The 12,654-nt window shown below is 67.0% G+C and carries 10 protein-coding genes and 2 rRNA genes; 9 read left to right on the top strand and 3 right to left on the bottom strand.

The features are described 5' to 3' along the window. Nucleotides 1-175 (top strand): 23S ribosomal RNA (locus tag BIU82_RS04935); the annotation flags it as partial. Nucleotides 176-338: 163 nt separating this feature from the next. Further along, nucleotides 339-455: ribosomal RNA gene (gene rrf, locus BIU82_RS04930) — 5S ribosomal RNA — on the top strand. Nucleotides 456-596: 141 nt separating this feature from the next. Here the strand turns inward: rrf and BIU82_RS04925 are convergent. Then, the gene (locus BIU82_RS04925) at nucleotides 597-1,622 is read right to left on the bottom strand and encodes a peptidoglycan-binding protein (RefSeq protein ID WP_083292198.1); all 1,026 of its coding nucleotides are present in this window, start codon (nucleotides 1,620-1,622) and stop codon (nucleotides 597-599) included. A 155-nt stretch (nucleotides 1,623-1,777) separates the two neighbouring features. Here BIU82_RS04925 and BIU82_RS04920 point away from each other — a divergent pair, with 155 nt between their 5' ends. After that, nucleotides 1,778-2,263: an SRPBCC domain-containing protein gene (locus BIU82_RS04920; protein ID WP_070348349.1), complete on the top strand. Its 486-nt coding sequence runs from the start codon at nucleotides 1,778-1,780 to the stop codon at nucleotides 2,261-2,263. Beyond that, on the top strand, nucleotides 2,256-2,813 hold the full coding sequence (locus tag BIU82_RS04915; protein WP_253182688.1) for an N-acetyltransferase: 558 nt from the start codon (nucleotides 2,256-2,258) through the stop codon (nucleotides 2,811-2,813). The genes BIU82_RS04920 and BIU82_RS04915 overlap by 8 nt, the downstream gene beginning before the upstream one ends. A gap of 7 nt (nucleotides 2,814-2,820) precedes the next feature. Here the strand turns inward: BIU82_RS04915 and BIU82_RS04910 are convergent, their stop codons facing one another. Both BIU82_RS04910 and BIU82_RS04905 read right to left on the bottom strand, forming a co-directional pair. Further along, a complete protein-coding gene (locus tag BIU82_RS04910; protein ID WP_290439147.1) occupies nucleotides 2,821-3,837 on the bottom strand; it encodes a LacI family DNA-binding transcriptional regulator in 1,017 nt (338 codons plus the stop codon). A 34-nt stretch (nucleotides 3,838-3,871) separates the two neighbouring features. Continuing rightward, the gene (locus BIU82_RS04905; RefSeq protein WP_070348348.1) at nucleotides 3,872-5,614 is read right to left on the bottom strand and encodes a glycoside hydrolase family 13 protein; all 1,743 of its coding nucleotides are present in this window, start codon (nucleotides 5,612-5,614) and stop codon (nucleotides 3,872-3,874) included. Nucleotides 5,615-5,834: 220 nt separating this feature from the next. On the opposite strand from BIU82_RS04905, the gene BIU82_RS04900 reads away from it, so the two are divergent. From BIU82_RS04900 to BIU82_RS04880, 5 genes are all read left to right on the top strand, one after another. Beyond that, the gene (locus BIU82_RS04900; protein ID WP_070348347.1) at nucleotides 5,835-7,130 is read left to right on the top strand and encodes a maltose ABC transporter substrate-binding protein; all 1,296 of its coding nucleotides are present in this window, start codon (nucleotides 5,835-5,837) and stop codon (nucleotides 7,128-7,130) included. 137 nt (nucleotides 7,131-7,267) lie between these two features. Then, nucleotides 7,268-8,908 carry an ABC transporter permease subunit gene (locus BIU82_RS04895; RefSeq protein WP_070348346.1) on the top strand — a complete coding sequence of 547 codons (1,641 nt, stop codon included), beginning with the start codon at nucleotides 7,268-7,270 and terminating at the stop codon, nucleotides 8,906-8,908. 1 nt (nucleotide 8,909) lies between these two features. Beyond that, on the top strand, nucleotides 8,910-9,824 hold the full coding sequence (locus BIU82_RS04890) for a sugar ABC transporter permease (protein ID WP_070348345.1): 915 nt from the start codon (nucleotides 8,910-8,912) through the stop codon (nucleotides 9,822-9,824). Then, the gene (locus BIU82_RS04885) at nucleotides 9,824-10,603 is read left to right on the top strand and encodes a hypothetical protein (protein ID WP_070348344.1); all 780 of its coding nucleotides are present in this window, start codon (nucleotides 9,824-9,826) and stop codon (nucleotides 10,601-10,603) included. The genes BIU82_RS04890 and BIU82_RS04885 overlap by 1 nt, the downstream gene beginning before the upstream one ends. A gap of 2 nt (nucleotides 10,604-10,605) precedes the next feature. Beyond that, nucleotides 10,606-12,498, top strand: coding sequence for a glycoside hydrolase family 13 protein (locus BIU82_RS04880; protein WP_070348343.1), 1,893 nt, complete (start codon nucleotides 10,606-10,608; stop codon nucleotides 12,496-12,498). Nucleotides 12,499-12,654 lie beyond the last annotated feature (156 nt).

The following is a 12,654-nucleotide window of genomic DNA, read 5'->3' as shown; positions in this document are numbered from 1 at the left end:
TGGGATAACCGCTGAAAGCATCTAAGCGGGAAGCTCGCTTCAAGATGAGATTTCCAAACACCCTCGGGTGTTGAAGGCCCCCAGCCAGACCACTGGGTTGATAGGCCGGACGTGGAAGACAGGACCAACGACTGTCGAAGCCGACCGGTACTAATAGGCCAACAACTTACACCACACACCACCCCAAAAAGGCGGTGGTAACGATCAATGCTCCGCGTCCACTATGTGGTTCCCAACCAACAACACCAACGGGAACCAACACAACAAAATACAGAACCAGCAAGCACCTGGTAACCACAAAGACTTCCCACCCCACACACGGGGACGGGTACAAGGGTTACGGCGGTCATAGCGTGGGGGAAACGCCCGGTCCCATTCCGAACCCGGAAGCTAAGACCCACAGCGCCGATGGTACTGCACCCGGGAGGGTGTGGGAGAGTAGGACACCGCCGGACATACTTTCAAGGTTCAGGCCCCGACAACGAATGTCGGGGCCTGAACTGTTTAACATAGATGTGCTTCCATTTGGGTATCAGCGCGGGACGCCCCGGACTGCGAAGTCCAGGACATCCCGTGTTTCTACCGCGGCAGGGCTTCTATGCCACCAAGGCCGCCCAGGTGCGCGGTCCTACCACGCCGTCAGCGGCCAAGCCTTTGGAACGCTGGAAGGCGATAACCACCGACTTAGTGCCCGGGCCGAAGATGCCGTCCTGGGTGGTGCGGAAGCCCTTCACGCTCACGCAGTGCTGGATGCCGAAGACTGCGTGGCCCCTGCTGCCTTCCTGCCGGGTAACTTGGAGCGCCGTCCAGGTCTTGGCTCCAACGATGCCGTCGGCAACGAGGCCCCGGGAACGCTGGAAGCCGATGACCTGTGCCTCGGTGCCGGAACCGAAGACGCCGTCCACCGTGAGCGTACGGCCGTGCTGGCGGAGGAGCCGTTGCAGGGCAACCACGTAGTAACCCTGCTGCCCGCGCCGCACAACCCGCCACGTGGGTGAGGTGGGCGCCGGGGCGGGAGTCGAGGAGCTTCCACCGAGCTTCCGGGCGAGTGCCGCTACGGCAGGGTCGCTCGGGCCCCGGTTCAGTTCGAAGTGCATCTCGTCCTTGCGGGTCGAGTAATCGCCGCCCCAGCGGACAACACCGTCGCATGCGGCAAGAATGGAACGGATGGCCCGTACCTGCGCTGCGCTGAAGGTGCCGGAAGCCCCAAGGAAGTGTTCCGGCGCGTTGACGTCGATCGCCGTCCCGCTTGCATGGTTCGAATAGGACGAGCTGCCACTGATTGTCCGGAAGTTGTAACCCCAGCACTCTCCCTTGCGGAGGGTTTCCACCTCATTGTTGAAACGGCGGGCGACGTAGCCAAGGATGGTGTGGGGTGCGCCGCTGCGCACACCCTGCGGGAAGGTCACCGCACCGACAGTGAGGGTGCTGAGCGGCAGCGTGGTCGACGCCGGCCAGCCGTTCTGGGATGTGGCCGCGGCAGCCGGGCCTGCCGTCAGGAGGGCGAAGCCGCCCACTGCTGCCGCTGCTGCGCCGCCCAGGAAGAGCCGACGGTTCAGCGGACTGCCGGCAGCTGCGGCGAGGTTGCGTGCCTGTTCAAGGCCGTGGTGGTCATTGCACATAAGTTTCTCCATTTGCCGGGGACCGTTGGCCCCTGAATGCGGTTAAGTCGAGCTGTGCTCTCATTTGTGAGTCTGGCAGCGCGGTGCCGGCGTGCCAATGGTGAGCTCTGCCCATGAGGCTTGCGCCCCGTTCCATCCCGGTAGAGTTGTTGCCCATGGACAGCCTTTTCAGCCACCCGGAACCCGGCCCTGACCGGCAGGCCTTCGACCTGGAGCCCCTTGTCTTCACGGTGGTGGTCCCGGCCCCGGTGTCCCATGCGTTCATGGGCTTCACCGACCACCCGCACTTGTGGTGGCCCATGGAGGAGCACAGCGTTTACGGTGCCGGCTCCCATGTTGAATTCGAAGAGAACCTGATCCTGGAAACTGCCGAGGACGGACGGACGTCCGTCTGGGGCACCATTGACGACTGGCAACCACCGCTGTCCTTCCATGCGAGCTGGTACCCGGCGAGCACGGCACTGTGGTCCACCGAGCTCCGCGTCGCATTCCGGGCAGTTGACGGCGGCACGGAAGTCCGGCTGGTCCACGAAGGGTGGGAGGGCGCCGAGGACCCTGTGGCTACGCGGGCCTCGTACGAGGAAGGCTGGCCGGGTGTCCTGGCCCGCTACGTCCGCTTCATGGGCGGCTCGGATGGCTAGGATTCGACGGCTGGTCCGGGATGACTGGGCGTTGTTCAAGGCGGTGCGCCTTGAGATGCTGGCGGACAGCCCCTTGGCCTATCTTGAAACGTTGTCTGCCGCGCGGCGCCAGACCGATACGCAGTGGCAGGAGCGGGCCGCCGCGATGTCGAGCGGAAGCAATGTGACACTGGTGGCCGACGGCGGTCCCGACGATCCGCGGGTCCGTGGACTGATGCGCGTGGTGCTTGATGAACCGGGCGCAGAAGGTGGACACCAGCCCCGCCGGGCGATGCTCCTGAGTGTATATGTGGCTCCCGCCTACCGTGGACTGGGCCTTGCCGAGGACCTTCTGGAAGAAGCCTGCCGGGTGGCCGCACTGGATCTTGGTGCTGCCGTCCTGGAACTGGGCGTCCACGAGGACAACGCACGGGCCAAGGCCTTCTATCTGCGCCATGGATTCACCTTTACGGGCCATTCCAAGCCGTTCCCCCATGGCCCCGGGGGAGAAGCGTCCGCCAAGCATGAGCTGACCATGGAACGGCCGCTTTCGCCCGCAAAGGTGGGCTAGAGGACGCTCAGTGTGCCTGGGGCGGCGTGGACGTGCTGCGGCGCACCACGAACTCGGGCTCGACAATGCCACTCACGGGTGCGGCGTCGCCGTCGAGCTGGCTCAACAGCATGCGCACGGCGTCCACGCCCTGTCGGCGGGGTGCCTGATCGAAGGTGGTGAGGCCGAAGACTTCGCCGAGTTCGTGGCCGTCGATGCCGATCACGGAAAGATCGTAGGGCACCCGCAGCCCGAGTTCCTGGGCTGCGGTGATGACGCCGATGGCCATCTCGTCCGAGGCGGCGAATACCGCCGTCGGGCGTCCTGACGGCGAGCCGAGCAGCCGTTTGGCTGTGGCGTGCGCACCGGCGACGGTGAAATCGGTGGGGACCAGCCACTCCGGACGGACGGGGATGCCGGCGTCGTTCATGGCGGTCTCAAAGCCCACGCGCCGGTTCACCGGGAGGGCGAAGTCCCGCTCGAACTCGGGCGAACCGCTCAGGTGGGCGATCTCCCGGTGCCCCAAACCGATCAGGTGCTGCGTGGCGCGGCGGGCGGTTTCGACGTCGTCGATGTGAAGGGTAGCGACGCCCTCGATCGGACCGCCCAGTCCCACCACGGGGCGCTTGACCCGCAGCAACTGTTCGACTTCCTCCGGGGAGAGTTCAAGCGACACCGCCACGATGCCATCGAGCCGTTGGCGGAGGAGGAAGTCGTTCAGCACGCTCTGCCGCTGGCCCGGCTCCTCGCCCGTGGTGTAGAGGGTGAGGTCGTAACCGGCCTCGAGGAGGGCGCCCGAGGCGCCCTCCAGGACGCTTGAGAAGAACCAGCGCTGCACGGTGGGCAGCATGACGCCGATGTTCCGGGTGCGCCCGGACGCCAAGCTGGCCGCGTTGTAGGACGGAACGAAACCGAGCTCGGCGGCGGCGTCCAGGACGCGCTGCCGGCTGCGCTCGGAGACGTTCCCGCGCCCGCTCAGGGCGCGGGAAACGGTGGCCATGGAAACGCCGGCTGATTGCGCGACATCACGGATGCTCACGCTCACAGCGGTCTCCGTCCTCTTCGTTAATGGTTCGTGCTCAGGCCTGCGGGGAGAGGCTCAGCCATGCGGCCTCGCCCGGGGCGAGGACCCGTCCGTCCTTGCGCTGGCTGCTGAGCAGGATGTCGAAATCAGGGAGTTCGACGTATTCGTTGCCGAGGTTCAGCATCACCAGAATAGTGCCATTGACGAAGGCAAGCGCTCCGTGACGGCACCATGACTCGGCCCAGGCAAGCGAACCGGAGCCCAGGCCGTACTCCCGGCGGAGCTCAAGGGCGCGGCGGTAAATGGACAGGTGCGAAGCCGGATCCGCAGCCTGGACGTCCCGGGCGAGCACATCCCAGTCGTGTGGCTGGGGCAGCCAGCTCATGCCCGTTGGGCTGAAGCCGTGGGCGCCTTCGCCTGCACGCCAAGGCAGCGGCACGCGGCAGCCGTCGCGGCCGACCCGTTCGCCGCCGGTCCGGTGGAAGGTGGGGTCCTGGCGGCGCTCGGCCGGGATGGCGGTGTTGTCCGGAAGGCCGAGTTCCTCGCCCTGGTAGAGGTAGGAGCTTCCCGGCAGTGCGAGCATGAAAAGGCTCGCGGCACGTGCCCGGCGGCGGCCGAGCGCGGTGTCCGGCTGCGGGTGCTCCGGACCGATGCCATCGCCGAGACCCAGCCCGGGATCGCTCAGGCCGAGGCGGCTGGCGTGCCGGACGACGTCGTGGTTGGAGAGCACCCAGGTGGTGGGGGCGCCGACGGCGTCAAACGCCGCGAGCGAGCGGCTCACCACCGCGCGCAGCGGCTCAGCCTCGAACGGCGTGGCGAGGAACGGGAAGTTGAAGGCCTGGTGCTGCTGGCCGGGTGCCACCCAGGCGGCCATGCGTTCGATGGGGTCGACGTTGGCTTCCGCGCAGAGGATGCGGTCCTCGCCGTATTCGGCCAGGATTTCCCGCCAGCGGCTGTAGATGTCGTGCAGGGCCGGCTGGCCGAACATCGGCGCTTCGTGGCCAGGGAAGCCGTCGGAGGAGCCGCCGTCGGCCTTTCCTCCCCAATCCGGCAGGCCCGGAGCCTTGACCAGCGCGTGGGCGACGTCCACCCGGAAACCGGCCACACCGCGGTCCAGCCAGAAACGCAGGACCCGTTCGAACTCGGCGGCAACGGCAGGGTTGTCCCAGTTGAAGTCCGGCTGGCTGGAGTCGAAGAGGTGCAGGTACCACTGGCCGGGGGTGCCGTCAGCCTCGGTGATGCGGGTCCAGGCGGAGCCGCCGAAGTGGGACTGCCAGTTGTTCGGCGGCAGCTCGCCGGCCTCGCCGCGGCCGTCGCGGAAGATGAAGTGCTCCCGCTCGGGGCTGCCCGGCGCGGCGGCGAGGGCGGCCTGGAACAGCCGGTGCTCGGCGGAGCAATGGTTCGGGACCAGGTCCACGATGATGCGCAGGCCGAGTTCCGCCGCGCGTGCGCTGAGCTGTTCGAAGTCGTCGAGTGTTCCGAAGAGCGGGTCCACTGCGCAGTAGTCCGCGACGTCGTAGCCGCCGTCGCGCTGCGGGGAGGCGTAGAAGGGGGATAGCCAGATGGCATCCGCGCCCAGCCCGGCAATGTGGTGCAGCTCGGCAGTGATGCCCGGGAGGTCGCCGACGCCATCGCCGGACGCGTCACGGAAGGAGCGCGGGTAGATCTGGTAGATGACGGCGGAACGCCACCAGGAATCGTCGGAGTCCGCGGCGTGAATGTGCTCAAGCGGGCCGAGGACGGGGTGCTCAGCGGTCGTGGCGGATGCCGAAGATGCCGCGAATGTGGTGGAAGACATAGTGCATTCTATGCACCAGAGCTGAAATTCTGGAAACGCTTGCAAGAAGTTTCCCCCATGATTACGCGGATTTTTCTCCGGACTGTTGGCAACAGCGGAAGTTCTGAGTAAGATTTGGAAACGTTTCCAGATGTGAGGCGGTTCACTTCGCGAGGCAGCGAAGCAAGCTTCAGTCCGAACATCTGTTCATCTCCCCAAGCATCCAGAAGGGACACCAACGATGGTGCGTTTCACTGAGCAGCCTGGCCTGAGCCGCCGGACCTTCACCATTGGGGCCGCTGCGCTTGCGGCCGTCATGGGCCTGAGCGCCTGCGGAGGCGCGGCTCCGAGCAGCCCGGCCTCGACCGAGGCAAAGAAGGACCTGGCCGCCTCCGGCGCCACCACGATCACGATGTGGCTTGACGCCCAGCGCGCACCGGCGCTGAAGGCCGTTGCAGAGAAGTTCAAGGCCGACACCGGCATCGAGGTCAAGCTGGTCATCAAGGACTTCGCCGCCGTACGCGACGACTTCATCACCCAGGTGCCCACCGGCAAGGGCCCGGACCTGGTGGTCGGCCCCCACGACTGGCTGGGCAAGTTTGTCCAGAACGGCGTGATCGCCCCGTTGGAACTCGGCGACAAGAAGTCGCAGTTCCAGGACTCGGCCATCCGTGCCATGACCTACAACGGCTCCGTCTACGGCGTGCCCTACGCGATCGAGAACATCGGCCTGGTCCGCAACACCGCGATCGTGGACAGCGCCTCCACCACCTTTGACGAGGTCCTCAGCAAGGGCAAGGCAGCCGTGGCTGCCGGCAAGGCCAAGTACGCCTTCCTCGCCGGCCTCGACCCGAAGCAGGGCGACCCCTACCACCTGTACCCGCTGCAGACCTCCATGGGTGTTCCGGTGTTCGGCACCAACGACAAGGGCGAGTACGACCCCAAGCAGCTGGCCCTCGGCGGCCCGGGCGGCGCCGAGTTCGCGGCCAAGCTCAAGGAATGGGGCGACTCCGGCTCCAAGGTGCTCAACTCCAACATCACCGGCAGCATCGCCAAGGAGAAGTTCCTTGCCGGCGAAAGCCCGTACTTCATCACCGGCCCGTGGAACGTGCCGGACATGAAGAAGAAGGGCATCAAGTTCGCCGTCGACCCGCTTCCCACCACCGGCAGCAAGCCCGCCCAGCCGTTCATCGGCGTCAACGGCTTCTTCGTGAGCGCCAAGAGCGCCAACGCCCTGGCAACCAACGAATTCGTGGTCAACTACCTCACCACCGAAGCGGTGCAGGACGCCATGTTCGCCACCGGCAGCCTGCCGCCGGCCCTGAAGGCTTCCTTCGACAAGGCTGCTTCCGATCCCGTGGTCAAGGCCTTCGGTGACATCGGCGCCCAGGGCGTTCCGATGCCGGCCATCCCCGAAATGTCCGCCGTCTGGGCCGACTGGGGCGCCACCGAACTGGCCCTCATCAAGGGCAAGGGCGATCCGGCAACCGAATGGGCCAAGATGGTCGCCAACATCAAGGGCAAGATCGGCTCCTAGCCGCCCGAAGCCCCCGGCCGCATAGCCGGCAGCCGCAGCCTCCCCGGCCGCCCGTCCGGCGGGAACCCACCCGCCGGACGGGCGCGCTTTGGCGATCTCCGCCGTCGTACGCCAGACCCCATTGAAGGAACCTTCCCATGTCCCCAACAACCAAGCCCGCCCTTGAGGTGACGCCCGACGACGGCGCGCAGCAAGCTGCCCCGTCCCGCCCCCGGCGGGTCCTGCCGGCCGGCCGCCGCGGCCCGGAATCCTGGAAGGGGACACTGGCCAAGATCATCCTGCTCGGCCTGGTGGACGCCGTGGCCGTGTACATCCTCACGGCGTTGTTCCTCAGCCAGTCCTGGGCGGTGCTCGCCATCGCCGCACTGGTCACGCTGGGCATCAACTGGATCTACCTGCGCCCGGGCGGCCTGCCGGCCAAGTACCTGGCTCCCGGCGTGCTGTTCCTGCTGGTGTTCCAGGTGTTCGTGGTGGTCTTCTCCGGCTATATCGCCTTCACCAACTACGGCGACGGACACAACGGCAGCAAAGAGGATGCAATCTCCTCGATCCTGACGTCCTCCCAGAAACGCGTGCCGGATTCGCCCGCCTACCGCACCTCCGTCCTGGAAAAGGGCGGCAGCTACTACCTGCTGGTCACCAACCCGGACGGTGAAGCGCAGCTCGGGACCACCGAATCCAAGCTCGAAGACGCCCCGGACGCCGTCAAGGATTCCACCGGCAAGGCCAAGGAACTGGCAGGGTACCGGACCCTGAACTTCCAGGAAATCGTGGCGAACCAGAAGGACGTGCTGGGCCTGGTGGTTCCGCTCTCCGACGACCCCGCGGCAGGCACTCTCCGCACCCAGGACGGCAGCAACGCCTACGTGTTCCGTTCGAACATGGTCTATGACAAGGCCGCGGATACCCTCACCGACACCGACACCGGCACGGTCTACCGGGACTCCGGCGAAGGCGACTTCGTTTCCGATACCGGCGAGAAGCTCGCCACCGGCTGGAAGATCGACGTCGGCTTCAAGAACTTCGTCACGGCTTTCACCGATCCTGAGCTGCGTGGACCGCTGCTCTCGGTGACGCTGTGGACCTTCACCTTTGCGGTGGTCTCCGTGTTCCTGTGCTTCGCGCTGGGACTCTTCCTGGCCATCACCTTCAACCGCAGCGACCTCAAGGGCAAGAAGATCTACCGGATCATCATGATCCTGCCCTACGCCTTCCCGGCCTTCCTCTCCGGCCTGGTCTGGTCCGGCCTGCTCAACCCCGAATTCGGCTTCATCAACAACGCGCTGCTGGGCGGTGCCGGGATCGCCTGGCTCACCGACCCGGTGCTGGCCAAGATCAGCGTGCTGGTGGTGAACCTCTGGCTCGGCTTCCCGTACATGTTCCTGGTGTGCACCGGCGCCCTGCAGTCGCTGCCCGAAGACGTGGACGAGGCCGCAAAGATGGACGGTGCCAGCCCCTGGCGGATCTTCCAGTCCATCAAGCTCCCGCTCCTGCTGGTCTCCGTGGCCCCGCTGCTGATCTCCTCCTTCGCGTTCAACTTCAACAACTTCAACGTCATCTACATGCTGACCGCGGGCGGACCGCGCTTCGAGGACACCACGCGGGACATCGGCGCCACGGACATCCTGATCACCCTCGTGTACAAGAGCGCCTTCGGCGTGGGCACGGGCCGCGACTACGGCCTGGCCAGCGCCCTGGCGATCGTCATCTTCATCATCGTGGCCGCGATCTCGGCCATCAGCTTCAAGCAGACCAAGGCCCTCGAGGACGTGAACTGACATGAGCAGTGTTGCTACTGAACCCCTTGCTGCAGAACCCCTTGCTGCAGAACCCCGCCGCAGCTTCCAGCGCTGGTTCCGCGAGAAGGGCTGGCGCCACGTGGTAGGCGTGCTCACGAGCATCTTCGCGGTGTTCCCGCTGCTGTACGTGCTCTCCGCGGCGTTCAACCCCACCGGAACCCTGGCCGGCTCCGCGAGCCTGTTCAGCCAGGTGTCCTGGGACAACTTCGCCAAGCTGTTCAGCAACGAGCAGCGGCCCTTCGGCCGTTGGTTCGTGAACACCATGGTGATCGGCCTGATCACCTCGGCCGCTTCCGTCCTGCTGGGCGCGCTCGCCGCGTACGCCTTCTCCCGGATGCGTTTCACCGGCCGCCGCGTGGGCCTGCTCAGCCTGCTCCTGCTGCAGATGTTCCCGCAGCTGCTGGCCGTCGTCGCGATCTTCCTGCTGCTCAGCGGCATCGGCGAGATCATCCCGGCCCTGGGACTCGGCAGCCAGCTGGGCCTGATCATGGTGTACCTGGGCGGCGCGCTCGGCGTGAACACCTACCTCATGTACGGCTTCTTCAACACCGTGCCGCAGTCCCTGGACGAGGCGGCCAAGCTGGACGGTGCCAGCCACGTGCAGATCTTCTTTGGCATCATCCTGCGCCTGGTCACCCCGATCCTGGCCGTGGTGGGCCTGCTGACCTTCATCGGCATCAGCAGCGAATTCGTGATCGCCAGCGTGGTGCTCACCGACCCCAACAGCCAGACCCTCGCGGTGGGCCTGTACTCCTTCGTAGCCAACCAGCGCACCGAGGACTGGGGCGTGTTCGCCGCCGGTGCCGTGCTGGCAGCCATCCCGGTCATGGCGCTGTTCCTGTTCCTGCAGCGCTACATCGTGTCCGGACTGTCGGCAGGCTCGGTCAAGGGCTGATGCACCCCACGCTCCGGCGGCTCGACCGGCTGGCCGCCAGCCTCGCCGAACGGCCCGGAACAGTTGCCGTGCTGGGCTTGGGCTCGGCCGGCGCGGAGTTCGAACGTTTCGATGAGCATTCGGACATCGACTTCTTCGTGATTACGGGTTCCGCTTCGGAGAAGGCGGCGTTGCTTGAGGATCCTTCCTGGCTCGAAGGGCTGGGCGGGACAGTGTCCTACAGCTTCGTCAACGACGCCAACGGGCGCAAGGCCTTGTTCGACGACGGGCTGTTCACCGAATACGCCGTCTTCACCTCCGAGGAGTTCCACACGCTTCCGGTGGTGGGAGTGCGGGTTGCCTGGAGCCGCGAGCCCGACGCCCTCAACTTCGGGGACCTGCCCGTGCCGGCACCGGCCGTGCTGGATACCGAGGAGTTCCACCTCAACGAGGCCCTCACCAATCTGTACGTGGGGCTGCACCGTGAACTGCGTGGCGAACACCTGGCCGCGTTCCGCTTCATCCAGGTCCATGCCATGGACCGTGTGCTTGCGCTGCTGCGGTTGGACCCGGCCGTCCACTGGCAGCGGGACGTCTTCGACGCCAGCCGCCGGGCGGAGTCCGTGCCGGGCGTGCCGTTCGCGGAGATGGTTCCGGGCTACGGAAAGTGCCGGGCGGCCGCATCCGCCACGCTTGGCTGGCTGGAATCCCGGTACCCCGTGGACCCGGTGATCGGCGAAGCCATCCGGGCCCTCCTGGAACGCGGGCCCGCAGTTGCGAATGGATTCTTGGAAGGATGAGCATGCTCGGTTTTGAAGCGCACCACGACGGTTCCCCGCTCTACCTGCCGGACGGCCCGGTACCGCTCGGGGATACCACCCGGGTGCGGATGCGCAGCTGGGCGGGTGCGGCTGCTGCCGGGGCTCCCGACGGCGGCCCTTCCGGTAGCGGAACGCCCGACGGCGGGCGGCCGGCCGCCGTCGGACGCGTCTGGCTGCGGACGGTCGAGGACGGCGAGCCGCGGTACGCCGAGGCACGCCGGCTGGCGAGCACGGACGGCTGGGACTGGTGGGAAGCGGAGCTCCACGCGGTCAACCCGCTGGTCCGCTACCGCTTCCTGCTGCGCGACCCCGAGGGGCGCATCACCTGGCTGAACGCTGCCGGCGTGCACGCCCAGGACGTTCCCGACGCCCAGGACTTCCGCCTGGCCACCGCCGCGCCCGGACCTGACTGGGCCGCCGGCGCGGTGATGTACCAGGTCTTCCCGGACCGCTTCGGCCGTTCGGCCGAGGCAGACACCCGCACCGCGCCGGACTGGGCGGTTCCCGCGGACTGGGACGCCGACGTCGTCTACCAGGGACCGTACACCCCGCTGCAGTTCTTCGGCGGCGACCTGGACGGCGTCCGGGAACGCCTGGACCACTTGACGGTGCTCGGTGTCGAGGTCCTGTACCTCACGCCCTTCTTCCCCTCGGGTTCCAACCATCGCTACGACGCCGAAAGCTTCCGCCGCGTGGACCCCTTGCTGGGCGGGGACGAGGCCCTCATCCGCTTGGTGGAGGCCTGCCACGAGCGCGGCATCCGGGTGATCGGCGACCTCACCACCAACCACACCGGCGACACCCACGAATGGTTCCGCACGGCGCTCGCCGACCCCGGTACGGCGGAGCGGTCCTTCTACTACTTCCGCCCGGATGGCAGCTATGAGAGTTGGTGGGGCGTGCCGAGCCTGCCCAAGCTGGACTGGGCCTCGGACGGCTTGCGCCGCGAATTCGTGGAAGGCCCCAAATCCGTGGTGGCGCACTGGCTGAACGAACCTTTCAGGCTGGACGGCTGGCGCGTGGACGTCGGCAATATGACCGGCCGGCTGGGCGCCGCGGACTGGAACCACGAGGTGGCGTCCCTGGTACGGAACACCGCGCTGGAAGCATGCCCCGATGCGCTGCTCGTGGCCGAATCCACCAGCGACGCCGCTCCCGATTTCCAGGGCGACACCTACCACGGCTCCATGAGCTACGCCTCCTTCACCCGGCCGCTGTGGGCCTGGCTGAGCGATGGCACCGCCGTGAACTACTTCGGACTGCCCCTGCCGCACCCGCCCAGGATCACGGCCGCGCAGTTCGTGGCCGAATACCGCACCTTTGCCGCGGCCTACCCTTGGACAGCACGGCTGCACAGCCTGGTGGCGATCGACACCCACGACACCGCCCGGGCCGCCACCGCCATGATCCCCGGCGGGCAGGCCGTTGCCGCCGTGCTGTCCTTCACCCTTCCCGGCATGCCCACCGTCTTCGCCGGCGATGAGTTCGGCCTGGAGGGCATGAACGGCGAACACTCCCGCACGCCGATGCCGTGGGATTCGCCGCAGCGCGTGGTCCGGGACCTCCGGGCGTTGTACTCCGGGCTCGGCGCACTCCGCCGCGAGCAGGTCCTCCGCACCGGGTCCCTGCGCTGGCTCCACGCCGACGCCGACACCCTCGCCTTCGTCCGTGAACTGGACGGGAGTACCGTGCTGGTGGTCGCCGCCCGGGACGAGGCCGACGCCGTCCTTCCGGCGGAGCTGCTGCCCGCGGGACTTGGGGTGGGAGCGAAAGCCGCGCTCGCCGTCGGGCGCCTTGCCTTGGGTACCTCCGACGACGGCGGGATACGCTTCCGCGCGGCAGGCCCCGCGGCGGCGGTGTGGCTGCTGGGCTGAGGCTCCGGAGGCGCGGCCGGCGCCGCCGCTTGACCCAGGCCGGGGCGGGCTAAGCTGGATGGCACTGAACCACTGCGAAGACTGCCGGCCTGGCAAGTCCGCGGTGCGCATGTGAGGAAACACCGTGTCACAGCAGACAGCATCCGGAAACGCCCG

Origin of the sequence: Arthrobacter sp. SW1, assembly GCF_001766675.1 — a bacterium.
GTDB lineage: Bacteria > Actinomycetota > Actinomycetes > Actinomycetales > Micrococcaceae > Arthrobacter.
Note: the sequence above shows the minus strand (reverse complement) of the source record. Positions and strands in the feature narration are given on the sequence as shown.